Source organism: Kitasatospora sp. NPDC085879 (assembly GCF_040686255.1).
In the GTDB taxonomy this organism is placed as follows: domain Bacteria; phylum Actinomycetota; class Actinomycetes; order Streptomycetales; family Streptomycetaceae; genus Kitasatospora.
The window spans coordinates 1-21,434 of record NZ_JBFBJZ010000023.1; the positions used below are offsets into that span (position 1 = coordinate 1).

At 74.2% G+C, this 21,434-nt stretch carries 24 protein-coding genes; 10 read left to right on the forward strand and 14 right to left on the reverse strand.

All coding sequences use genetic code 11. The features are described from left to right. Positions 1-91 precede the first annotated feature (91 nt). The 4 genes from efeU to AB0P35_RS18980 form a co-directional block, all read right to left on the reverse strand. A complete protein-coding gene (efeU, locus tag AB0P35_RS18965; protein WP_363511928.1) occupies positions 92-943 on the reverse strand; it encodes an iron uptake transporter permease EfeU in 852 nt (283 codons plus the stop codon). 40 nt (positions 944-983) lie between these two features. Beyond that, positions 984-2,273, reverse strand: a complete 1,290-nt coding sequence (gene efeB / locus AB0P35_RS18970; protein ID WP_363511930.1) for an iron uptake transporter deferrochelatase/peroxidase subunit — start codon at positions 2,271-2,273, stop codon at positions 984-986. 85 nt (positions 2,274-2,358) lie between these two features. After that, entirely contained in the window at positions 2,359-3,495 is a 1,137-nt protein-coding gene (gene efeO, locus AB0P35_RS18975) for an iron uptake system protein EfeO (protein ID WP_363511932.1), read from the reverse strand. A 218-nt stretch (positions 3,496-3,713) separates the two neighbouring features. Further along, on the reverse strand, positions 3,714-5,090 hold the full coding sequence (locus AB0P35_RS18980; protein ID WP_363511934.1) for a PI-PLC domain-containing protein: 1,377 nt from the start codon (positions 5,088-5,090) through the stop codon (positions 3,714-3,716). A gap of 142 nt (positions 5,091-5,232) precedes the next feature. On the opposite strand from AB0P35_RS18980, the gene AB0P35_RS18985 reads away from it, so the two are divergent. Then, complete coding sequence (locus AB0P35_RS18985; RefSeq protein WP_363511936.1) at positions 5,233-5,859, forward strand: methyltransferase domain-containing protein; 627 nt, start codon at positions 5,233-5,235, stop codon at positions 5,857-5,859. 20 nt (positions 5,860-5,879) lie between these two features. Here the strand turns inward: AB0P35_RS18985 and AB0P35_RS18990 are convergent, their stop codons facing one another. Then, the gene (locus AB0P35_RS18990; protein ID WP_363511938.1) at positions 5,880-6,929 is read right to left on the reverse strand and encodes a GntR family transcriptional regulator; all 1,050 of its coding nucleotides are present in this window, start codon (positions 6,927-6,929) and stop codon (positions 5,880-5,882) included. A gap of 303 nt (positions 6,930-7,232) precedes the next feature. Here AB0P35_RS18990 and AB0P35_RS18995 point away from each other — a divergent pair, with 303 nt between their 5' ends. From AB0P35_RS18995 to AB0P35_RS19005, 3 genes are all read left to right on the forward strand, one after another. Then, a complete protein-coding gene (locus tag AB0P35_RS18995) occupies positions 7,233-8,303 on the forward strand; it encodes a substrate-binding domain-containing protein (protein WP_363511941.1) in 1,071 nt (356 codons plus the stop codon). A 52-nt stretch (positions 8,304-8,355) separates the two neighbouring features. Beyond that, on the forward strand, positions 8,356-9,147 hold the full coding sequence (locus AB0P35_RS19000) for an ATP-binding cassette domain-containing protein (RefSeq protein WP_095877210.1): 792 nt from the start codon (positions 8,356-8,358) through the stop codon (positions 9,145-9,147). Between the two features lie 65 nt (positions 9,148-9,212). Next, entirely contained in the window at positions 9,213-10,481 is a 1,269-nt protein-coding gene (locus AB0P35_RS19005; protein ID WP_095877209.1) for an ABC transporter permease, read from the forward strand. 113 nt (positions 10,482-10,594) lie between these two features. Here AB0P35_RS19005 and AB0P35_RS19010 read toward each other — a convergent pair whose 3' ends face one another. Then, positions 10,595-11,074, reverse strand: coding sequence for a GNAT family N-acetyltransferase (locus AB0P35_RS19010; protein WP_363512125.1), 480 nt, complete (start codon positions 11,072-11,074; stop codon positions 10,595-10,597). Between the two features lie 120 nt (positions 11,075-11,194). Beyond that, complete coding sequence (locus AB0P35_RS19015; protein WP_363511943.1) at positions 11,195-11,761, reverse strand: XRE family transcriptional regulator; 567 nt, start codon at positions 11,759-11,761, stop codon at positions 11,195-11,197. Positions 11,762-11,865: 104 nt separating this feature from the next. On the opposite strand from AB0P35_RS19015, the gene AB0P35_RS19020 reads away from it, so the two are divergent. Continuing rightward, the gene (locus tag AB0P35_RS19020; RefSeq protein WP_095876311.1) at positions 11,866-12,225 is read left to right on the forward strand and encodes an STAS domain-containing protein; all 360 of its coding nucleotides are present in this window, start codon (positions 11,866-11,868) and stop codon (positions 12,223-12,225) included. A gap of 59 nt (positions 12,226-12,284) precedes the next feature. Next, positions 12,285-12,758, forward strand: coding sequence for a universal stress protein (locus AB0P35_RS19025; protein ID WP_095876310.1), 474 nt, complete (start codon positions 12,285-12,287; stop codon positions 12,756-12,758). Positions 12,759-12,795: 37 nt separating this feature from the next. On the opposite strand, the gene AB0P35_RS19030 is transcribed toward AB0P35_RS19025, so the two are convergent. Next, the gene (locus tag AB0P35_RS19030; RefSeq protein ID WP_363511945.1) at positions 12,796-13,164 is read right to left on the reverse strand and encodes a hypothetical protein; all 369 of its coding nucleotides are present in this window, start codon (positions 13,162-13,164) and stop codon (positions 12,796-12,798) included. 113 nt (positions 13,165-13,277) lie between these two features. Here AB0P35_RS19030 and AB0P35_RS19035 point away from each other — a divergent pair, with 113 nt between their 5' ends. Beyond that, entirely contained in the window at positions 13,278-13,781 is a 504-nt protein-coding gene (locus AB0P35_RS19035) for a metallophosphoesterase (RefSeq protein WP_363511947.1), read from the forward strand. Between the two features lie 39 nt (positions 13,782-13,820). On the opposite strand, the gene AB0P35_RS19040 is transcribed toward AB0P35_RS19035, so the two are convergent. The 4 genes from AB0P35_RS19040 to AB0P35_RS19055 form a co-directional block, all read right to left on the reverse strand. Next, positions 13,821-14,615, reverse strand: a complete 795-nt coding sequence (locus AB0P35_RS19040) for a metal-dependent hydrolase (RefSeq protein ID WP_095876307.1) — start codon at positions 14,613-14,615, stop codon at positions 13,821-13,823. Positions 14,616-14,788: 173 nt separating this feature from the next. Continuing rightward, positions 14,789-15,583: a HEAT repeat domain-containing protein gene (locus tag AB0P35_RS19045; protein WP_363512127.1), complete on the reverse strand. Its 795-nt coding sequence runs from the start codon at positions 15,581-15,583 to the stop codon at positions 14,789-14,791. 63 nt (positions 15,584-15,646) lie between these two features. Further along, on the reverse strand, positions 15,647-16,045 hold the full coding sequence (locus AB0P35_RS19050; RefSeq protein ID WP_363511950.1) for a contact-dependent growth inhibition system immunity protein: 399 nt from the start codon (positions 16,043-16,045) through the stop codon (positions 15,647-15,649). Then, complete coding sequence (locus AB0P35_RS19055; RefSeq protein WP_363511952.1) at positions 16,035-17,297, reverse strand: DUF5685 family protein; 1,263 nt, start codon at positions 17,295-17,297, stop codon at positions 16,035-16,037. The genes AB0P35_RS19050 and AB0P35_RS19055 overlap by 11 nt, the downstream gene beginning before the upstream one ends. Before the next feature lie 295 nt (positions 17,298-17,592). On the opposite strand from AB0P35_RS19055, the gene AB0P35_RS19060 reads away from it, so the two are divergent. After that, the gene (locus AB0P35_RS19060) at positions 17,593-18,606 is read left to right on the forward strand and encodes a zinc-dependent alcohol dehydrogenase (RefSeq protein ID WP_363511954.1); all 1,014 of its coding nucleotides are present in this window, start codon (positions 17,593-17,595) and stop codon (positions 18,604-18,606) included. A gap of 48 nt (positions 18,607-18,654) precedes the next feature. Here AB0P35_RS19060 and AB0P35_RS19065 read toward each other — a convergent pair whose 3' ends face one another. Together AB0P35_RS19065 and AB0P35_RS19070 are read right to left on the reverse strand one after the other, a co-directional pair. Further along, positions 18,655-19,032, reverse strand: a complete 378-nt coding sequence (locus AB0P35_RS19065) for a DUF6188 family protein (protein ID WP_363511956.1) — start codon at positions 19,030-19,032, stop codon at positions 18,655-18,657. 169 nt (positions 19,033-19,201) lie between these two features. Further along, on the reverse strand, positions 19,202-20,113 hold the full coding sequence (locus AB0P35_RS19070) for an NUDIX hydrolase (protein ID WP_363511958.1): 912 nt from the start codon (positions 20,111-20,113) through the stop codon (positions 19,202-19,204). A gap of 210 nt (positions 20,114-20,323) precedes the next feature. Here AB0P35_RS19070 and AB0P35_RS19075 point away from each other — a divergent pair, with 210 nt between their 5' ends. Beyond that, entirely contained in the window at positions 20,324-20,677 is a 354-nt protein-coding gene (locus AB0P35_RS19075; protein WP_363511960.1) for a DUF488 family protein, read from the forward strand. Between the two features lie 48 nt (positions 20,678-20,725). Next, on the forward strand, positions 20,726-21,142 hold the full coding sequence (locus AB0P35_RS19080) for a hypothetical protein (protein ID WP_363511962.1): 417 nt from the start codon (positions 20,726-20,728) through the stop codon (positions 21,140-21,142). Positions 21,143-21,434: the final 292 nt, after the last annotated feature.

Below are 21,434 nucleotides of genomic sequence, written 5' to 3' on the forward strand. Positions count from 1 at the left end.
AGTTGCCTGCGCGTCACACCCAGCAGTTCTACCGGGTTCCGCCCCGGAACGGGGCAGAACCCGGAAGATTGATCACAACCTCACACAGGCCCTAGGCCCTCTCGGCCGCGGAGGGGGCGACGGCCGCGGCCGGCTTCGGCGCCGAGCCGCCCGACGTCCGCAGGAAGAGGAAGAGCGTCGGCACCAGGTAGGCGGCCCAGACCGCCACCTGCAGCACCGTCGGGTCGGGCTGGAAGTTGAACACGCCCTTCAGCAGGGTGCCGTACCAGCTGTCCTTCGGAATGGTGCTGGAGATGTCGAACGCCTGGTTCGCCAGGCCCGGGATCCAGCCGGCCTCCTGCAGGTCGTGGACGCCGTAGGCGAGCACACCGGCCGCCACGACGACCAGCATCGCGCCGGTCCAGGTGAAGAACTTGGCGAGGTTGATCTTCAGGGCGCCGCGGTAGAACATCCAGCCCAGCACCACCGAGGTCAGCAGGCCGAGGACCGCGCCGACCAGCGGACGGACGCCGTCACTGGTCGCTTGGACGGCCGTCCAGATGAACAGCGCGGTCTCCAGGCCCTCCCGGCCGACCGCCAGGAAGGCCGTGACGACCAGGGCGAAGGTGCCCATCGCCAGCGCGGCGTCCAGCTTGCCGTGCAGCTCGGCCTTCAGGTGCCGCGCGGTGCGGCGCATCCAGAAGACCATCCAGGTGACCAGGCCCACCGCGACGATCGACAGCGAGCCGCCGAGCGCCTCCTGCGCCTCGAAGCTGAGCTGCGTCGAGCCGTACTGCAGCACCGCGCCGAAGGCCATGCTCAGCACGACCGCCGCGGCGATGCCCGCCCAGACCGGAGCCAGCCGGTCCCGGCGGCCGGTCTTGACCAGATAGGCGATCAGGATGCAGACCACGAGGCTGGCTTCGAGGCCTTCCCGCAGACCGATCAGGTAGTTGCCGAACACAGGGGGACTCCCGGGGGTGGAGGTGGTACGGGGCAGGGGGTCAGCCGAACAGGGCCTGGCCCCACCATTCGCCGGGCTTGCGGACGCCGGGCGGGCACGCGAAGTGGCCGGAGCCCACGTGCGTGATGTACTCGTTCAGCGCGTCGTTGCCGGCGAGCTTGGTCTGCAGCGGCACGAAGGCCTTGCGGGTGTCGCGCTGGTAGGCGAGGAAGAACAGGCCGGCGTCGAGGCGGCCGAGGCCGTCGGTGCCGTCCGTGAAGGAGAAGCCGCGGCGCAGGATCATCAGCCCGTTGTTGCTGTCCGGGTGCGCGAGGCGGACGTGCGCGTCCTCCTTCATCGCGGACAGGTCCGGGGTGTCCCGCTCCTTCTGCTTGCCGACCGGGGCACCTTCGAGCTTGCTGCGGCCGAAGATGTCCTCCTGCTCCTTGAGCGGGGTGCGGTCCCAGGTCTCGATGGTCATCCGGATCCGCCGGGCGACCAGGTACGAGCCGCCGGTCATCCAGTCCTGGCCGTCGCCGGGGGCGACCCACACGTGGTCGGTCAGCGCCTTGGCGTCGGTGCCGGCGATGTTGTGGGTGCCGTCCTTGAAGCCCATGAGGTTGCGCGGGGTCTGCGCCTCGGGGGTGGTCGAGGAGGTCTTGCCGAAGCCGAGCTGCGACCAGCGGACGTTGACCACGCCCATGCCGATCCGGGCCAGGTTGCGGATCGCGTGCACCGCGACCTGCGGGTCGTCGGCGCAGGCCTGGACGCAGATGTCGCCGCCGGTGCGGGTCGCCTCCAGCCGGTCGCCGGGGAACTTCGGCAGGTCGACCAGGGCCTCGGGTCGCTTGGCCTTGATGCCGAAGCGGTCGGTGCCGTCCTTCTCGAACAGCGTGGGGCCGAAGCCGACGGTCAGGGTCAGCCGCGAGGCGGGCAGGCCGAGCGCCTCGCCGGTGTCGTCCGGCGGGGCCTCCGGGAGGCCGCCGGTCGCGCCGGCGCCGACCTCGCGGCCGCCGGTCATCGCGGCGGCGGCCTTCGTCCACTCCTTCAGCATCTTCACCAGGGCCTCGCGGTCCTTGGTGGTGACGTCGAACGCGGCGAAGTGCAGCCGGTCCTGGACGGGCGTGGCGATGCCGGCCTGGTGGTCACCGTAGAACGGGATGTCCACGGTCGAGTCGATGCCGGGGGCGGCGGCGGGCGCGGCCTCGTGCATGGTCGCGGCGGCGACCGATCCGGCGGCGGCCGCGCCCAGGGCGAGGCCGGCCCCGGCCCAGCCGAGGACGGCACGGCGGGTGGGGGCGTGATCGGTGGCGGTGTCCGGCGCAGTGGGCTCGGTGGTCTCGGCGTCCACGGGGATTCCTATCGGTCCTGTCTCTGCGGAAGCCGCGGCGGCCGGAGACGGCCGCCGCGGCGGGGCGCTGGTGCGGCGCGTCGGGTCAGCCGACGACGACCGCGGCGGCCAGCTTCGACAGCGGCTCGCCCAGGGAGTTCACCGCGTCCGAGAAGACCTTGCGCTCCGGCTCGGTGACCTTGTCGTACGAGGTGTAGGCCTCGCCCTGCTTGTACTTGGCGAGCAGCGCCTTGATCGCGGCGAACTCGGTGTCCAAGGTCTTGGCCAGCGCGGCGTCCTTCTCCGCGGCGACGGGCTTCAGCAGCTCGAAGGCCTTCTCGGCGCCGTCGACGTTGGCGGCGAAGTCCGACAGGTCGGTGTGGGAGTAGCGGTCCTCCTCACCGGTGATCTTGTTCTTGGAGACCTCGTCCAGCAGCTCCTTGGCGCCGTTGGCCATCGAGGTCGGGGTGATCTCGGCCTTGGCGATCCGGCCCTGCCAGTCCTTCAGGTCCGTCACCAGCTGGTCGGCGAGCTTCTTGTCGTCGTCGGTGATCGCGCCGTCGGCCCAGAGCGACTTCTCGATCTTGTGCCAGCCGGTCCACGCCTGGCCGGCCTCCAGGCCGTCCTCGCGGGTGTCGGTCTTCGGGTCGATGTCGCCGAAGCTCTCGGCGATCGGCTCGGTGCGCTCCCAGCCCACGCGGGAGGCGGCGAACAGCGACTTGGCCTTCTCGGCGTCGCCGGCCTTGACCGCCTCGGCGAACTGCGTCACCACCGGGATGGTCGCGTCGGCCTGCTCCTGGGCGTACTTGCGGTAGGCCTCGACGGCGGCGGCCAGGCGCGGGTCGGCCTTCGCCGCGGAGTCCGCGCTGCCGGTCACGGTGATCTTCTGGCGGATGCCGTCACCGGTCATGCCCGGCTTGCAGGCGATCTCGTACTCGCCGGCCTTGATCTCGGCGTGGATGCTCACGGTGGTGCCGGGGCCGATGTTCTCGCGCTCGGTGACGATCTTGTCGCCGGCGGCGTAGACGTAGACCTCGGTGGACTTCGAGCCCTTGTTCTGCACGGAGAGCTCGACGGCGCCGGCCGGGAAGGTTGTCTTCGCGACCTCGCAGGCGGAGTCGGAGGCGGTCACCTTGACCGCGTCCGAGGATGCCGCGTCGTCCTTCTTGGAGCAACCGGCCAGGGCTGCGCCGGCAACGGCGAGGGTCAGAAGCGTCGCTGCGGTGGAGCGGCGGGCGGGCATGGCGTACTCCGAGGGTGCTGGTCGGTTTTCCGGCACCCAGACAGTAGGGGAAGCAAGCCTAACCTAACAACCTTTCGAACCGTCAGACAGGACCTTCGAATCCCAGCCGTGACCTCGGCACATCACGGGCCGCCGACGCGCGCGGACCGGCCCGCCCGCCGCTCCCGGGGCGTCCCGGGAGCGGGGGCACAAGGATCGTTCGTCCTCGCTCCGAACCGCTACGGCGCCCCGTCCACCCAGCCGTTCAGCGCCGCCACCGCGGCCCCGGGGTTACCAAGGTCATACCGGTCCACCGCCAGGAAGACCGGCTTCTTCCGCGCGGCCGGGCGGCAGAACCGCTGCGCCCGGTCCAGCAGCTTGCCGTTGTCGTTGGACGCGGTCGGCGCGATCGTGACGTCCCGGAAGTGGTTCATGACGAACAGCGGGCGGAACCCGGGCTCGGTCCGCGTCAGCGGCAGCACGTCGTCCCCGCCGTACCAGCGGCTGTAACAGGACCAGTCCGAACTGCCCAGGCCCGACCCCATCGACCAGTAGTTCTCCACCGTCCACTCGCGCTGGTACATCACCCCGAAGCTGTCCCGGGTCAGCCCCGCCGCGCGGTCGGCGTCCCGGCTGTGGTCGGTGAAGATCATCAGTCGTCTGTTCGACGCCACCAGGTCCGCCACCCGCGGCCAGCCGTGCTCGCGCACTCCCGCGGTGTCCGGCCGGAACAGCACGTCGTTAAGGCCGCGGACCCTGGTGATCTCGCCGCGCAGCACCTCGGGGGAGACGTAGTCCTCCAGGAAGACCGTCACGAACTCGCCCCGGTTGGCCGCCAGGAAGTCGGTGATCCGCTGCAGGTCGACCCAGAGCGCCACCGGCCGCGACACGAGGGTGCAGCTGTTGTGGCAGAGGATCGCCCCGTCCGGGGTCTGGTGGATGTCCAGCATGAAGCCGCGCACCCCGTCGGCGAGCTGCTGCTGGATGCCGCGCGTCTGGTTCGGCGCCAGGTTCACGAACGGCGGGGCGAAGCCGCCGTCCACCCCGTTGGCGTACGCGTTGTGCGCGGTCAGGAAGGTCAGCTGATCGAGGGTCCGCTCCTGCGGGCCGGGCATCGGCGCGGTCGGCGGCGCGGTCGGCGTCAGGTAGAAGTCGGCGAGCGGGCCCGCCCCGGCGACCTGCAGCCCGGCGGGGTACGAGGCGCCCGCCGGCTTCGGCGCGAGGCTCAGGTACTGCTCGGCGCCGGGGGCCTTCAGCCGCCAGCTCGACGCACCCGAGGGCAGCACCTCCCAGGCCGCCGCCGCGTCCCCGCAGCCCACCACGCGGGCCCGGTCGCCCGATCGGCCCAGGCAGCGGCCCGCCTGGTCGGCGCTCTCCAGCACCGAGGCGCCACCCGAGGCCCGCAGCGTCCACTGCTGGTGGTCCTCGTTGCCCTTGGGATTGTGCTGGTCGACCGCCCCGCCGGCGTCCGCGGCGTTCAGTCCGGTGACGACGCTCTGCACGAAGTAGGCGCCGGGCGCCGGCGGGCCTGCGGCGGCCGCCGCGACCGGCGCGGACAGCCCTGCCAGCAGGGCGAGTTGGGCAGTGAGGAGCAGTCCGGTACGGATGGGGCGCATGGGACCTCCGGTGAGGGGCCTGAGGCGGCGTCACCCCATGGAAGCGCATCCTGGCGTCATGTACCAGACAATGTTCCGCATTGCCCTTCCCCCGCACCGGCTCCGCCCCCGCCGCGTACGCTCGGACCGAAGGAGGCCGCCGATGGACAGTCAGGACTGGGACGAGCGCTACCGCGCCACCGAGCAGCTCTGGGGCGTCGAACCCAACCGCTGGGTCGTCGGCGAATGCGCGGACCTGCCGCCCGGCCGCGCCCTCGACCTCGCCGCCGGCGAGGGGCGCAACAGCATCTGGCTCGCCGAGCGCGGCTGGCACGCCACCGCCGTCGACTTCTCCGCCGTCGCCCTCGACCGCGGCCGCGCCCTCGCCGCCACCCGCCCCGCCGGCACCGCCGACCGGATCGACTGGGTGCCCGCCGACGTCCTCACCCGCACCGCCGAACCGGCCGCGTACGACCTCGTCCTCGTCGCCTACCTGCAGCTCCCCTCCGCCGACCGCCGCACCGCGCTGCGCCGCGCCGCCGAGGCACTCGCCCCCGGCGGCACCCTGCTGGTCGTCGGCCACGACACCACCAACCTCACCGAGGGCACCGGCGGCCCGCAGGACGCACGGGTGCTCTTCACCCCCGCCGACGTCCTCGACGACCTGGCCGGCCTCGGCCTGCAGACCGTCCGCGCCGAGCGGGTGCGCCGCACCGTGGCCGCCCCTGACGGCCACGGCACGGCAGGCGAGGCGATCGACGCCCTGGTCAGGCTGCGCCGCCCCCGGTAGCTCACCGGTCCGGCACCGGCTCAGCGTGAACGGGGCCGTCCCCGGCGGGGCGAGGCCTCCAGTGCCTGCAGCCCGCCGGCCCGGAACCTGTCCCGCCAGGCCGCCACCAGCTGCGCCGAGTGCCCGAGCCGTCCGGCCGCCTCCTCCGCGGAGGCGTGCTCGCAGGCGAGCACGATCCGAGCGCGCAGCGCCAGCCCGCGGTCCGGGGCGTTGGGCGAGGCCCAGGAATTGAGCACGGCGCGGTCCGGTTCGGCGATCCGGCGGGCGGCGCCCGGTGTGCGTGGCCGGGTGTCGCCGGGCAGGAGCGCTTGGCTGTCCGCGTACCGCAACTCCGCCTGCTCGTCGGCGATCCGGAAGACGGTGCCGATCAGCGTCCGGCCGTGCTGGTCGGCGATGGTGCGTCGGACCTCCAGGCCGCCGGGCGGCTCGTCCTCCGCCGTGTCGCGGGCCAGTTGGACGCGGTCGGCGGCGCGGAGCCGCAGCCCCGCGGTGGCCGCCCAGCCGTACAGCTCGGCGAGGTCCGCCTCCCGGCCGGCCTCCGCGTCCTCGCCGAGTGCCCAGGCGGACCGGCCGAGCCCGGGGAGCAGCAGCGTCAGCACCGGCGCGAACCAGGAGCTGGCCGACTGCAGGGTCCGCCCGTCCTCGTCCTTCAGCCGGTGGTCGTAGGCGAGCGCGGCGCGCTCGGGCGGCAGTTCCAGCGCGGTGGCCGCCCAGTGCTCGGGTGGTCGCCGCAGCAGCCGGCCGATCCCCGCGGCCGGGCGGGCCGGTCGGAGGAAGGAGCCCGGGAAGCCGTGTGTCGGCGCCGGCCCGGCCGGGGGCCGGGCGGCCCGTCCCTCCCGCGGCGACAGCACGTAGGTGCCGAGGTGGTCGCCGGCCACCAGGCCCTGTGTCCGCAGGTGCTGCAGCGCGGCCCGTACCGTCTGCCGGTTCACTCCGTACACGGTGGCGAGCCGGCGTTCCGAGGGCAGGTTCTGCCCGACCGGGAAACGCCCCCGCCCGATGTCCTCCCCCAGATCGCGTGCGATGTCCAGGTACGCCGGCGAGCGGCGTTCCGTCTGTTGTCCGGGCATGCCGAGGAGACCCCCACTGGTCGCATCCGTAGCGCTACCTCATGACTGTGCACCGTCAGCATAGGGCACTGGTCTGGACCATTGGTCTGCCGCGGGTGAATCTTCGGTGCAAACCTCGGGACCTCGGGGCGGCTTGCGCCGTCCGTCGAGGCAGGTACGGCCGAACGGGGGATCTTCCACCGCGCATTGGCCCAGCCGACGTCGCGGGGCCGGTCAAACGCTCGCAGACTCGGAGTCCGGGGGTGAGATCGAGTGAGAGGCTGTCCAGTGAAGCTCGTTGTACGTCAGCTTGTCGTCGCCGCCATGGCGGCCTCCGTCGGTCTGGGCATGGCCGCCTGCGGAAGCGCCGAGCAGTCCACCAGTTCCGGCGCGTCCGGGTCCGCCGCCTCCGGCGGCACCGTCAAGGTCGGCCTGCTCCTCCCGGAGACCAAGACCACCCGGTACGAGCAGTTCGACCGTCCGCTGCTCGAGGCGAACATCAAGAAGCTCGTGCCGAACGCGCAGATCGACTACTACAACGCCAACCAGGACGCGACGCTCCAGCAGACCCAGGTGGACACCGCGCTCACCAAGGGCAACACGATCCTCGTCCTGGACGCGGTCGACTCCAAGGCCATCCAGGCCTCCGTGCAGAAGGCCCACGATGCCGGCGTCAAGGTCATCGCCTACGACCGCCTCGCCCAGGGCCCGGTGGACGCCTACGTCTCCTTCGACAACTACAAGGTCGGCCAGCTCCAGGGCCAGGCCCTGGTCGAGGCGGTCGGCGCGAACGCCAGCAAGGGCTCGATCATCATGATCAACGGCTCGCCGACCGACCCCAACGCCGGCCAGTTCAAGGCCGGCGCGCACAGCGCGATCGACGGCAAGCTCACGATCGGCAAGGAGTACGACACCCCCAACTGGGACCCGAACACCGCGAACCAGGAGACCGCCGCCGGCATCACCGCCATCGGCGCCCCCAATGTGGTCGGCGTCTACTCCGCCAACGACGGCATGGCCGCCGGTGCCGCGACCGCGATGAAGGCCGCGAACATCAGCGTCCCGCTGACCGGCCAGGACGCCCAGCTCGACGGCGTCCAGCGCATCCTGGTCGGCACTCAGACCATGTCGATCTACAAGCCGTACGAGCCCGAGGCCGCGGCCACCGCGAAGATCGTCGCCGCCTTCGCCAACGGCACCTCGCTCACGCCGAGCGACGTCCCGACCACGGCGACCAGCGGCAGCGGCCAGAAGGTCCCGGCCAACCTCATCACCCCGATCGTCCTGACCAAGACCAACATCCAGGACACCGTCGTCAAGGACGGCCTCTACACGGTCGACCAGATCTGCACGCCGACCTACGCCGACGCCTGCAAGGCCGCGGGGCTCCAGTAATCGTGCGTCGCACCGCACCCGCGACCGTTCCCCAACAAGGGAGTTGATGTCCGTGGAAGGCCCACCCGTTCTGGCGTTGCGCGGGGTCTCCAAACGGTTCGGCGCCGTCCAGGCGCTCACCGAGGTGGAGCTCGAGGTGCCGGCCGGCGAGGTCGTGGCGCTGGTCGGCGACAACGGCGCAGGCAAGTCCACCCTGGTCAAGGCGATCGCCGGGGTCTACGTGCCGGATGACGGCGTCATCGAGTGGCACGGGCGGTCGACCACCATCCACCGCCCCCAGGACGCCCAGCACCTCGGGATCGCGACGGTCTACCAGGACCTCGCGCTCTGCGACAACCTCGACGTGGTGGGCAACCTCTTCCTCGGCCGGGAGATCCGCAGGTTCGGCGTCCTGGACGAGGTCGCGATGGAGAAGCGGTCCCGCCAGCTGCTCGACACGCTGTCGATCCGCATCCCCAGTGTGCGCATCCCGATCGCCTCGCTCTCGGGCGGTCAGCGCCAGGTCGTCGCGATCGCCCGCGCGCTGGTCGGCGACCCCAAGGTCGTGATCCTGGACGAGCCCACCGCCGCCCTCGGCGTCGAGCAGACCGCGCAGGTCCTCGACCTGGTCGAGCGCCTGCGCGAGCGCGGCCTCGGCGTGATCCTGATCAGTCACAACATGGCCGACGTGATGGCGGTCGCGGACAAGGTCGCGGTGCTGCGGCTCGGCCGCAACAACGGTGTCTTCGACCGCCGGGCGACCAACCAGGAGGAAATCATCTCCGCCATCACCGGTGCCACGGACAACGCCGTCACCCGGCGCCGCGGACGGATCGAGGAACAAGGGCAGGAGGGACAGCAGTGAGCGACGACCCCACCGGCGGGACCGGCCCGGAGCCGCACGAGCGCGCCCCGCTGCCCGAGGACAGCATGCCGAAGGGCGGTGTCAACGCCCCCGTCGAGGTCGCCGCCGCCGCGACCCCCGCGGTCGACCCCCGTCTGATCGTCCGACAGCAGGGCCTGCGCGGGTACGTCCAGGAGTTCCGCCGCCGGATCGGCAGCGGCGAGCTCGGATCGCTGCCCGTCATCCTCGCCCTGATCGTCATCTGGGCGGTCTTCGGCAGCCTCAACTCCAGCTTCCTGTCGGCCCAGAACCTCTCCAACCTCTCCCAGCAGATCGTCGGCACCGGGATGATCGCCATCGGCGTGGTCTTCGTGCTGCTGCTGGGCGAGATCGACCTGTCCGTCGGCTCCGTCAGCGGACTCTGTGCGGCGATCTACGCCGTGCTGCTCGTGACCCACGGCGTCAACCAGTGGGTGGCGCTGCTGTGCGCGCTGGCGGGCGGTGCGGCGGTCGGTCTGATCCAGGGCTTCTTCTTCGCCAAGGTCGGCGTGCCGGCCTTCGTCGTCACCCTGGCCGGCAACCTCGGCTGGAACGGTCTGATGCTCCAGATCCTGGGCAGCACCGGCACCATCAACCTGCCGGGCACCGACATCGTCTCCCGCCTCTACACCACCATCTACGGCCAGAAGGCGGCCGCCTACGGCGTGGCCGCGGTCGGCGTCGTGCTCTTCCTCGTCGCCTCACTGGTCGACACCCGCCGGCGGCAGGCCGCCGGGGTGCCGTCCCGGCCGCCGATGGACATCGCGCTGCGGACCGTCGCCATCGCGATCGTGGGCTTCCTGGCCGCGTACACCCTCAACCAGTACAAGGGCCTCCCGCTTGCCCTGCTGATCTTCCTGATCTTCATCGTGGTGCTGGACTTCGTGCTCCGGCGCACCACCTACGGACGGCAGATCTTCGCCCTCGGCGGCAACATCGAGGGTGCCCGGCGGGCCGGTATCAACGTCTCGTGGACCCGGATCTCGGTGTTCATGATCACCTCCACCATGGCGGCCGTCGGCGGTCTCTTCCTGGCCGCACAGATCCAGTCGGCCAGTCAGACCTCCGGCGGCGGCAACCTGCTGATGAACGCCATCGCCGCGGCGGTCATCGGCGGCACCAGCCTCTTCGGCGGCCGGGGCAGCACCTGGTCGGCCCTGCTCGGTGCGCTGGTCATCGGCTCGATCCAGTCCGGCATGAACATCGAGGGCCTCAGCAACGCCCTCCAGTTCATGATCACCGGTGCGGTCCTGCTGGCGGCGGTCGTCATCGACTCGCTGTCGCGCCGGACCCAGAAGGCGGCCGGCCGGGCCTGACTCCGGGCGGTCGTACGGCCCCTCCCACCGTGTCCACCGGCGGACGCGGCGGGGAGGGGCCGTTCGCATGCCCGCAGGGTGTTCCGTCCCCCCGCCGATCGGTCCGCTACCGCTCAGCCCCCCGCCGGGGCGTGCAGGTGCTTGTAGAAGAAGGTGCTCGGGCGGAGCGTGCCGCCCGGGTCGGCCGCGTAGTCGGGGACGGCGCCGAGGGCCGTCCAGCCTGCCGAGCGGTAGAGCCGCTCGGCGTCACTGCCGGTCTCGGTGTCGAGCAGCAGCAGGGTGCGGCCGCGGTCGGCGGCGGCCCGCTCGGCGAGCGCCAGCAGGGCGCGGCCCAGGCCGCGGCGGCGGGCCGCGCCGTGCACCAGCAGCTTGGCGATCTCGGCGCGGTGGGCGCCGTTCGGGTAACGCTCCAGGGCGAGGCTGACCGTGCCGAGCGGGGCCTCGGCCGGCCCGGCCGTCCACACCAGCAGGCCGCCCTCGGCGACCGCCGCGGCCCGCGAGCGCCACCACTCCTCGGCGGCCGCCGCCGTCAGTCCGGCGGGGAATCCGACCGAGGCGCCGGCCCGGACGGCGTCCAGCAGCAGCTCGGCCAGGGCCGGCGCGGCGGCCTCCAGGCGGTCGGCCGTGAGGAGTTCGGCGGCGAGGGGTTCGGTGCTCGGGGGTTCGGTGGTCGGCACGTGGGTCCTTCGGGTCGGTTCGGAGTGGCGCGGCGGTCAGGGCAGGACGAGGGCCAGGAGGTAGCGGGCCGGGTCCGGGCCCGGGCTGTGGAAGGCGGTCGGGCCCCAGAGCCGGAAGCGCAGGCAGTCCCCGGCGGCGAGGTGGTGGGTCCGCTCCTGGACGGTGAGGTCCAGCCGGCCGGACAGCAGCCACAGGTGCTGCTCCAGGCCCGGCACCGAGGGCCCGTCGTAGTCGACCGAGGCGCCGGGCGGCAGGGTGCCCTCGACGAGTTCGCCGCGCAGGCCGGCCAGCGGTGGCGAGACCGAGCGGCGGACGAAACCGGAGCCCGGGTCCGTCCAGACCGGCTGCTCGGCCGCGCGGAGCAGACCGCTGCCGTGCTCCTCGACCTCGGCGAGCAGCTGGGACATGGTGCGCCCGTACGCTCGGCAGAGGCGGCCGAGCAGGGCGGCGGTGGGGCTGATCTCCGCGCGCTCCAGCCGGGAGAGGGTGGAGCGGCTGATGTCGGCGCGCAGCGCGAGGTCGTCCAGCGACCAGCCCTGTGCGGTGCGCAGTTCGGCGAGCCGGGCCGCGAGCCGAAGGTCCAGCGGATCATCGGATCTCATATTCGGGACTGTATCTCACATATGGGAGGAGACTCCAGCTCGGGCCACCGCGGCGGCCGCGACCTATCGTTGAGGGGCGTGGGGGCCCGGACGAGGAGCGTGCGATGGAACCGGAGAACGGGCAGTTGACCGTCGCGGTGCAGCATTCCGCGCACGCCGTGGTCGTCCGCCCCGAGGGCGAGCTGGACCGGGACGGCGACGGCGCGATGCGCGAGGCCCTGGAGCAGGCGGTCGCCGCGAGCCCCGACCTGCTCGTCGTCGACTGCGGCGGGCTCACCTTCTGCGACTCGGCCGGCCTGGACCTGATCTTCGGCGCCCGAGAGGTCGTCGAGATGGCCGGGGGCGCCCTGGTGCTCGCCGAGCCCGGCCCGGCCGTCTCCGGCCTCCTGGAGATCGCCGGCGCCGACGACGTCCTGCGGGTCTACGGCACGGTGGCGGAGGCCCTGGCCGCCGGCGAGCACTGAGGCCGACCCACCGGAGCGGGCGGGGGAGGCGGGGATAGGCTCGTGCCGTGAGTGACGACATGTCGGCGGAGCCCAGGCCCGCCGCCGTCCCCGGCTTCGAGCGCGGCACGGACGGACCCAAGGTGATCGTCGCCGGAGCGGACGGCTCCGACGCCTCCTGGCGGGCGGTCGCCTACGCCGCGGGCCTCGCCCGGCGGCAGCACGCGCTGCTCACCGTGGTCTTCGTCCAGCCCGTGCTCGGTGCTGCCGCCGCCTTCGGCCTGCCCGTCGCCGAGACCACCGCCGCCGTCGCGGACGAACTGCTCGCCGAGATCCGCCTCGGTGTCGAGCGGCTGCGCGGCATCTACGAGCTGCGCTGGCAGTTCGTCACCTTCCCCGGGGACCCGTACACCGGGCTGGTTCGGGCCGCGGACGAGCTCAAGGCGGACGCGGTCGTCGTCGGCGCCTCCGAGCAGGCCGGGCACCGCATCGTCGGCTCGGTCGCCGTCCGCCTGGTGAAGGCCGGCCGCTGGCCGGTCACCGTGGTGCCCTGAGGCTGTCCCGGCGGCCCGGTCGCTTCCGCCCGGTGGCTCAGGCGCTCCGGCGGACCTTCAGCGCCCACAGCACCAGCGGCACCTGCAGGGGGAGCCGGGCCGCCGCGGCCTCGCGCCAGGGGGAGGGGCGGTGCCGCCAGTCGTAGGCCATCTTGACGTTCGCCGGGAAGACGGCGGCGAACAGGCCCGCCGCGGCCAGGGCGCCGGCGGCCCGGGTGCGCGGAGCCAGGACGGCTGCGCCGACCGCGAGTTCGGCGACCCCGCTGGCGTACGTCCACGCCCGGGGCGAGCCCGGCAGGGAGCGGGGCACGATCGCGTCGAACTGCCGCGGCACGGCGAAGTGCGCCACACCGGCGGTGACCAGGAAGCCGCCGAGGGCTCGGGCGGACAGGGAGCGGGCGGACATCTGGGGACCTCCGAAGCCGGGGCGCGTGGTTACCCGACAGTAGCGTCCGCGGGTCGGCCGGGGGAAGGCGCGGCGGACGGCCGCGGCGTGCGGGCCCCTGGCAGACTGCCGCCGTGGAGCTCCTCCTGGTGTCCGACACCCATGTGCCCGCACGCGCCCGCATCCTGCCCGGCGAACTGCTGGAACGGATCGCCGCCGCCGACGTCGTCGTGCACGCCGGCGACTGGACGGACACCGCCACCCTCGACCTCTTCGAGCAGCGCGCCAAGCGCCTGATCGCCGTCCACGGCAACAACGACGGGCCCGAGCTGCGCGCCCGGCTGCCCGAGACCGCCCGCGCCGACCTCGACGGGCTGCGGCTCGGTGTCGTCCACGAGACCGGCCCCGCCCGGGGGCGGGAGGCGCGCTGCGCCGCCCTCCACCCGGGCCTGGACGTGCTGGTCTTCGGTCACAGCCACATCCCGTGGGACACCACGGCCGAGAACGGGATGCGACTGCTCAACCCCGGATCGCCGACCGACCGGCGCCGCCAGCCGTACTGCACCTTGATGACCGCCAGGATCGAGGAGGGGCGCCTGACCGAGGTCGTCCTGCACCGCCTGCCGCCGCGGAGCTGAGGCGCACCCCGCCCGGCAGGCGCCGGGAACCTGGTCGGGTCAGCCGACGAAGCCCAGGGCGGCGACCGCACCGATCGCGCCGAGCCCCATGAAGACCGGCATCAGGACCTTGATCTCCACCCAGCTGCCGGCCCGGAAGCGCATCGCCTTCGGCGGGCCCACCGGGTACCAGCGCTTGCGGCCGATCGGGATCGGCCACAGCACCGGGCAGCCGGAGACCGTCAGCGCGTCGCCCAGGCAGTGCACCAGGGCGCCCAGGGCCACCGGCAGGCCGATCCACAGGTACTGCTGGCCCGGCTGGTCGAACAGCCAGTTCGCACCGTTGCCCGGCTTGTCGAGGACGCTCGCCAGCGTCCAGGCGCTGGTCGCGCCGAGCAGCCACACCAGGATGTCGCTGGACATCCGGGCCTGCCGCCACAGCAGCCCCTCCACCGCCAGAACCATGTGGATGAACAGCACCACCAGGACGCCCCAGCGGCCGCCGTACGCGGAGAACACCGAGGCCACCGCGCCCGACATCGCCGCCCAGAGCCAGGTGTGGGTGAGCGTGCGGTGGCCGCCGTTGCGGCGCGGGTCGCCCTTGCCGCGGGTGGCCTTGTAGGTGGCCGCGCCGATCTTGTCGATGACCTCGCACAGACCGCGCGAGATCGGGCCGAAGGCCCGCGAGACGGTGGCCGCCTTGTGGTCGAGGTCGGGCGCGAGCGCGGCACCCGCCGATATCAGCGCACCCGCCAGCAGGACGGGCCAGGGCATGGGCCGGTCCAGCGAGTACGCGGCCGCTCCTGCGGCCAGCCAGGCCGTTGCGCCGGAGAGCGCGTGTGCCGGTCCCATCATGGTGTTTCCCACCCCATCGCTGCGGTACGGGCGCCGTTGCGCGCCCGGTAGGGGCGCAGCATAGCCGAGCCGATCAAGGGCTCGGCCGGGGACCCTGACTGCCGGTCACCGGCCCTGCCGGGGCGGCCGTTCGGGCCGGGAGATCCGTGTGCGGACGGTCGGCGCGTGCCGGTTCAGTCCGTCTCGGCGAGCCACTCCCGGGCGTCCGCGACGGCCTCCCTGACCTGGGCGTGCGGGTCGTCGGCGAGCCGGTCGAGCAGTTCGGCCGCGCCCGGGGACGACCAGCGCCAGACCGTCTCGACGAGCCTGCGGCGGACCTGCGGGTCGGGGTGCCCGGCGAGCCGGGCGAGTTCCGCCACCGGGCCCCTGCGGCGGCGCCGGAGCCCGAACCAGTGCAGCAGGTCGAGCAGGACTGCGGAGTCGCCGGGATCGCCCGCGGCCGCCAACCGGGCGAGCAGCACCCGGGTCGGGGGCGGTGGCCCGTCCAGCGGGTGCGGCAGCCGCTCGCGCAGCCGCCGCCCGCCGTACTCGCCGCGGACCCGGCAGCCGTCGCACTGGCAGGGCCGCCGCCCGTGCGCGCCGGGGAAGTACCGCCAGCCCGCGACCTGCGGCGGGCGTCGCAGGCGGTGCACCTCGGGCGCGGCGACCGACCGCGGCAGGAACACCTCCCAGCCGCGCGGGTCCTCCATCGCGGCCAGCCGCCCGGCCGCCTCGGCCGCGGTCGTCCGCTCGCCCGGGGTGCCGTAGTGGCGGACGGTCACCGGCTCGGCGTCGTCCAGCCGGAAGTGCACCGCGACCAGGCCGCCGCGGGTGCCGAAGCGGGCCAGCTCGCGCACCCACTGGTGGGTCAGCGTGTACGAGGGCAGCACCGGGAAGCAGTGGACGCCGCGCACACCGCGGCCGGCCGCCCGGATGCCCGAGCGGCGGATCCGCGGCGCGTTCGCCGCCGAGGTGAGGTGAACGAACATCGGCACGGCGGTGAGGCTATCGGGTCGTCAGGACAGGCGGGGTGCCCGCGATCGGCGGAACGCTCACCGCCGGACCTGCCCGGCCCGCTCGGCCCGCTCGGCCCGTCCGACCTGGTCGGTCGCCGCCGCGACGACCGCGACCAGGCGTTCCGCGAGCTCGGGGTGGTCGGACCGGAGCTCCGGGCCACGCCGCGCCACCGCGTCGAGCAGGTCACCCGGGAAGAGGCCGCCCTCGGCCGCCGGGTCCCGTTCGAGCAGGTCGAGCGCGAGCGGCACCAGGTGCGGCAGACCGACACCCTGACCGATCAGCAGACGCAGGCCCCCCGCGCCGAGGTCACGCAGCGGCACCCGGCGCAGGGCGTGCGCGGTGGTCACCAGCCGGGTGGCGCCGGGAGCCGGGTCCGGCCAGGCGCCCTCCAGCTCGTCCAGGCAGCGGTCGGCAGCGGCCGGCTCAGCAGTCACAACCGCAGTCGCAGCAGTCGCACCCATCACAGCAGTCGCACCCGTCGCAGCAGTCGCAGTCACAGCCGCTGCAATCGCAATTGCCGCAGTCGCAGTCGCAGTTGCGCTGGCACCAGCCCTCCTTCTTCTCCCGGCTCCACGGGTCCTCGTGCTCGCAGCAGAGCAGCTGGCAGGTGCAGGCCATCGCCGCCCACACCGCGCAGCCCGTGAGACCGGAGCGCCGCGGCTTCTTCGGCGGCACCGGCGTCGGCGGCTCGCCGATCAGCGGACCGCCGGGGTGCGGGCCGTGCAGCCGCGGCGCGTGGGCGTCGGAGGCGGGCGGGTGCTCGTCCGAGGTGTGCGCGTGCCCGTGGGAGGTGTGGGCGTGCGCACCGCCCGCCGTGACCGAGCAGCCCGCGCCGTGGCCGAAGACCCGGTCCACCGCGAGACCGGTCTCGTGCGCCAGCAGCCGGTGGACCAGCGCCCGCTCGGTGAACTCCACGTCCTTCAGGGCGAGCCGGATGCCGTGCACCGCGTCCCGGCAGAGCCGCTCGGCCTCGTCCCGGCCGGTGCCGGTCGCGGTCAGCGGGTTCCACTGCCCGGCCGCCGCGTCCTCCTGCTGGTCCTCCGCGGCGTCCAGCAGGTGCGCCAGCCGGCCGAACAGCCGTCCGGCCTCGGCCAGCGCCGCCGCATTGCCCGGCCGGCCCGCCAGCACCGCTGTGTGCGCGAACGCCGCCGCCGTCGCCGTCTCGGTCGGCTCCGTCACCAGCAGCACCGAGGTGCCCGGCGCGGCGGCCCGCTCCAGCTCCCCCTGCCGGTCGGCCGCGTCCAGCAGCACCGCGGTGTCGAAGCCCAGCCCGGCACCGCCGCCCGCGCTCTGCCGGTCCCAGCGCCGGGCCACCACGCGGGCCCCCGCGGCGACCGGCCGCCGCGCGAACACCCCGTCCGCGTCCAGCAGGTGGTCGCGGACCTTCACCGACGCCAGCGCCAGCGACACCGCGGCCGCCAGCCGGGCCCCCTCGCCCTGCGCGACCTCGGCGCCGCGCATCCCGCGCAGCGGGCAGGGGCCGGCCGTCCGGCGCCCACCTGCCGCGCGCGGCCCCTGCGCCTCGACCAGCACGGATATCACGAGGCCGTCGTAGTTCGTGGCCGTCCGTGCCAGCTGCCCGTGGTCGTCGCGCAGTGCCAGACAGAGTCCGCACAGGTGAGCGACCCAGGAGCTGTGCAGCTTCTCCGACAGGCTGTGCTTGCACGGCCTGATGATTCCGAACACCGTTCCCCCTCCCCGTTCGCGGCCCCGCGGGCCGCGGTTGAACGGCCGTCATCCTAGGGCTTGCCGCCGAACCTTCGGACACGGTCCGTCCGCGCCGCCGGGGACGGCCCCGGCCGGGGACTCACGAAGCCGGGCCGCCGACGCCGCCGCCTCCGACACGGGTTGCCGCACGGCTTTCCGCACGGCCTTCCCGCACGGCTTGCCGACCGGGTCCGTCCGGGGGACGGTCGGAGTGGCGGCCGCAGCCCTGCCGGGCCCGGCCGCGGATGTGCCCAGACCCGGGAGGACACCGCCCATGAAGGCCGCCGTCGTCCGCGACTTCACCGCACCGCTCGCCATCGAGGACCGCCCGCTGCCGGAGCCTGCCCCGCACCAGGTGCTGGTCCGCATCGAGGCCTCCGGCCTGTGCCACACCGACATCCACGCGGCCCGCGGCGACTGGCCCGTCCGCCCTACCCCGCCGTTCGTCCCCGGGCACGAGGGAGTCGGCGTCGTCGAGCGGGCCGGGGACGCGGTGCGCCACGTCCGGGTCGGCCAACGGGTCGCGATTCCGTGGCTCGCCGACGCCTGCGGCCACTGCGACCACTGCGTCTCCGGCTGGGAGACGCTCTGCCTGCAGCAGCACAACTCCGGCTACTCCGTGGACGGCGCCTACGCCGAGTACACGCTCGCCCACGGCGACTACGTCGTCCCCGTGCCGGACGGCATCGACCCGATGGACGCCGCGCCGCTCTCCTGCGCGGGCGTCACCACCTACAAGGCCGTCAAGGTCGCCGCGGCCGGCCCCGGCACCCGGGTGCTCGTCTCCGGCATCGGCGGCCTCGGCCACCTCGCCCTGCAGTACGCGCGCATCGCCGGTGCCGAGACGATCGCCGTCGACGTGACCGACGAGAAGCTCGCCCTCGCCCGCGACCTCGGCGCCGACCACGTGCTCGACGCCCGCACCCAGGACGTTCCCGCCAAGGCGCAGAGGCTCGGCGGCGCCGACGCCGCGATCGCGCTCGCCGTCAGCAACGACTCCTTCCGGGCCGCGTACGGCGCGCTGCGGCGCGGCGGCACCCTCGTCCTGGTCGCCCTGCCGGCCGGCGGCACACTGGAGATCCCCGTCTTCGACACCGTGCTGAACGGGACGAAGGTGGTCGGCTCGATCGTCGGCACCCGGCAGGACCTCGCCGAGGTGTTCCGGCTGCACGAACTCGGCCGGACCACGGTGATGCGCGAGTCCCGGCGGCTGGAGCAGGTCAACGACTGCTTCGAGGACGTGCTCGCGGGCCGGGTGGCCGCCCGGCTGGTCTTCGACCTCCGCTGAGCCGGCCCGGAGAGCGCCGACGGACCGGCAGCGGTCCGACCGCAGCGGTCAGACCGCGAGGTAGCCGCCGGGCTCCGCCGTGAACATCGGGCCGGCCGGCCCCGACACCTGCCAGGCCGCCGCGCCCGAGACCGCCGTGTCCGGCGGCACCGACAGCGTGACCCCCCGGTCGAAGACCAGCTCCAGCCCGCCCGCGCGGTTCACCGCGGCCGCCGTCACCCGGGCACCCGCCAGCGAGGCGAGCAGCCCCGCGGTCGGTACGGACAGACCCGGGTAGAAGTGCTCCACCTCGGCGGCCGTCCGCACCCGGAAGTCGTTCGCCACCGTCAGCACCACACCCCCGGACAGCGCCAGCCGCAACGGCCCGGCCGTCCCCACGGCCTCCACCCGCAGACCGGCCAGCACGGACTCGATCTCGCGGACCATACGACCTCCTCGGGGCACGGCGGCTGCTCCATTGTCATGCCGCGGACCGCCCGCCGTCACACCCCGACCGCCCGGCGCGTCGCTCGCGGGACGGCGTACTGCTCGCGGAGGGGTGTCGCTGCCGGACGTACCCGGCCGGACGGAACCGGCCGGACGTACCCGGCCGCGGTCACTCCGGATTCGCCGCCGGCCGGCCGTCGACCAGTTCGAGGGGGCCGGTCGCGCTGCCGCGGCGGGCCAGCACGGCGGCCGTCCGGAGGTCGGCGGGGGCCTCCACGGCGGCGGGCCGCCGGCTGTGGTCCAGGAGGCCGCCGTCGAAGACGTAGACCAGGCGCGGACGGTCGGCGGGCAGCCAGTCCAGTGCGAGCAGACGGCCCGGCGGGCGGACCGAACCGAGGCGGTCGCGGAGCACCCGGGCGGCGGCGCCACGCGGTGTCTCCCGGTCGGCGGCCACCGGAGACCCGGCGGCCAGCACCCGGCCGGCCGGGTCGGTGGCGAGCAACTGGACCTCGGCCCGGATCCGCGGGCGGGTGGCGTAGTACGTCTCCCGGTCCAGCGGCGGGGCGACCGGCGGCCGATCCCCGCCGGCGAGCGCCAGGCCGGCGGCCCGGGTGTACGGCGGGGCCGGCTCCGGCGGGAGCAGCGCCGCGGCGGGCCCGACCGGCAGGCTGTCCTCCAGCTCCACCGGCCCGAGCCCCGCCGGGGTCCGCAGGCAGGCCGCGACCCGGCGCGACAGCCGCGGCGGCAGGGCCGAGGCAGCCTGGCGCGGCGTCACGAAGGCGTACCCGCCGAGCTCGTCCTCCTGCAGCCGGACCCCGGCCAGCTCCCCGGTGCCCAACTCCTCCGCCCAGTAGAGGAAGGAGACGATCGGCGGCCGCGAGCGGCTCATCGCCCAGTCCGTACTGGCCAGCGCCAGCAGCCGCGGGCGCAGCCCCATCTCCTCCTGCAGCTCCCGTACGGCGGTGGCCCGCAGCGTGGGGTCCTGCGGCTCCCAGCCGCCGCCCGGCACCTCGACCGGATGCCGGCTCTCGTACACCGCCCGGACGACCATCACCCGTCCGGCCGCATCCCGGAACAGCACACCCGCAGCCGCCAGTGGACCGGGATCCGCCGCGTCCCGCCCCATGCCGTGCCCCCTCCGTCGCTCCCGAGCCCGAGCCCGCGTCCGAGCCCGGCCCGAGCCTGTGCCCGGCGCCGCGGCCGCCGCTTCGCGCACGGCCGTACGGGCAGCATCCCGGACACTCCGCAGCGTAGGCGTGCCGTGCCGTCCGCGGCGCGCGAGCATGGCCGGATGGCCGTCACCTGCCGCAGGATCCACGCCGCACCCGGGCCCGACGAGGGCATCCGGGTCCTGGTCGACCGGCTCTGGCCGCGCGGCCTCAAGAAGGAGGAAGCCGGCTTCGACGAGTGGCTGCGCGCCGTCGCGCCCAGCACCGAGCTGCGCCGCTGGTACGGGCACGACCCGGAGCGAGCCGCGGAGTTCCGGAGCCGCTACCGCGCGGAGCTCACCGAGCCGGAACGGGCCGAGGCCCTCGACCACCTGCGTCAGCTCGCCGCGCGCGGCCCGCTGACACTGCTCACCGCCTCGCGCGAGGTGGGGATCAGCCACGCCGCGTTCCTGGCGGAGCTGCTGGGCACCGGCTGAGCGGGCTCACCCGCGCCGGCCGCTCAGGTGCACCAGAACAGGAACGGGGTGCAGGTCTTCGACGGGCGCGGCGAGGGGGTGCGGCTGGGCTGCACGGTCGCCGTGGTGGTCGGCCGGGCACTCGGCGGGGCCTGGCTGGCGGTCGGCGAGGGCGCGCCGGACGAGGCGGAGGCGCTCGGCTTCGCGCTCGCCGACCTCGTGGCCTTGGCGCTGGCCGTCGCCGAGGGCGCGGCCGAGGTGCTGGCCGGTGCGGCGGTCGGCGCGTCGCTCGCCGCGGGCCGGGCGTCGTCGACCGGTGCGGTGATCGGGCGCGCGGCGCCGCTGCCGTTCGGGGCCGCCAGCGCCAGCACGCCGGCGCCGCCGAGGGCGAGGCCCGCCGCTGTCAGGATGACCGCGCGGCGCCGCTTCGGAGCGGACGCGCGGCGGGCACGCCGGCGGCGCGGCTCACTGCCCGGCGCGGAGTAGGCCGCGGTCGCGGCCGGTCGGAGGGCTGTCGGGGCTGCCGGGGCCGGGCCGGCGGGGCCGCCGCAGCCGGGGCAGGACAGTGCGCCGTTGAGATGGCGTCGGCACGGTGCGCAGTAGTCCATGGGGGCTGCCGGGGTCGGTTCTCGCGCGGCAGGGGCGCGACCTTGCGAAACGGACCTTACGCACGGCACCCGAACGGGGGACAGGTGTCATGTGTGAGGCTTTCGGGGAGATCCGATGCGGTCCGCCGCAGGTCGGCACGCACGCGAACGGGCCGACCGCCCCCTCGGAG

What these genes read in the sequence shown, in the direction of transcription:
- efeO (WP_363511932.1), bottom strand. Translation starts at nt 3,495, where the DNA reads ATGCCCGCCCGCCGCTCCACCGCAGCGACGCTTCTGACCCTCGCCGTT.
- AB0P35_RS19060 (WP_363511954.1), top strand. Translation starts at nt 17,593, where the DNA reads ATGAAGGCCGCCGTCGTCCGCGACTTCACCGCACCGCTCGCCATCGAG.
- AB0P35_RS19075 (WP_363511960.1), top strand. Translation starts at nt 20,324, where the DNA reads ATGGCCGTCACCTGCCGCAGGATCCACGCCGCACCCGGGCCCGACGAG.
- AB0P35_RS19025 (WP_095876310.1), top strand. Translation starts at nt 12,285, where the DNA reads ATGTCGGCGGAGCCCAGGCCCGCCGCCGTCCCCGGCTTCGAGCGCGGC.
- AB0P35_RS19020 (WP_095876311.1), top strand. Translation starts at nt 11,866, where the DNA reads ATGGAACCGGAGAACGGGCAGTTGACCGTCGCGGTGCAGCATTCCGCG.
- AB0P35_RS19015 (WP_363511943.1), bottom strand. Translation starts at nt 11,761, where the DNA reads ATGAGATCCGATGATCCGCTGGACCTTCGGCTCGCGGCCCGGCTCGCC.
- AB0P35_RS19045 (WP_363512127.1), bottom strand. Translation starts at nt 15,583, where the DNA reads ATGTTCGTTCACCTCACCTCGGCGGCGAACGCGCCGCGGATCCGCCGC.
- AB0P35_RS19065 (WP_363511956.1), bottom strand. Translation starts at nt 19,032, where the DNA reads ATGGTCCGCGAGATCGAGTCCGTGCTGGCCGGTCTGCGGGTGGAGGCC.
- AB0P35_RS19005 (WP_095877209.1), top strand. Translation starts at nt 9,213, where the DNA reads ATGCCGAAGGGCGGTGTCAACGCCCCCGTCGAGGTCGCCGCCGCCGCG.
- AB0P35_RS18995 (WP_363511941.1), top strand. Translation starts at nt 7,233, where the DNA reads ATGGCGGCCTCCGTCGGTCTGGGCATGGCCGCCTGCGGAAGCGCCGAG.
- AB0P35_RS18985 (WP_363511936.1), top strand. Translation starts at nt 5,233, where the DNA reads ATGGACAGTCAGGACTGGGACGAGCGCTACCGCGCCACCGAGCAGCTC.
- AB0P35_RS18980 (WP_363511934.1), bottom strand. Translation starts at nt 5,090, where the DNA reads ATGCGCCCCATCCGTACCGGACTGCTCCTCACTGCCCAACTCGCCCTG.
- AB0P35_RS19040 (WP_095876307.1), bottom strand. Translation starts at nt 14,615, where the DNA reads ATGATGGGACCGGCACACGCGCTCTCCGGCGCAACGGCCTGGCTGGCC.
- AB0P35_RS19030 (WP_363511945.1), bottom strand. Translation starts at nt 13,164, where the DNA reads ATGTCCGCCCGCTCCCTGTCCGCCCGAGCCCTCGGCGGCTTCCTGGTC.
- AB0P35_RS18990 (WP_363511938.1), bottom strand. Translation starts at nt 6,929, where the DNA reads ATGCCCGGACAACAGACGGAACGCCGCTCGCCGGCGTACCTGGACATC.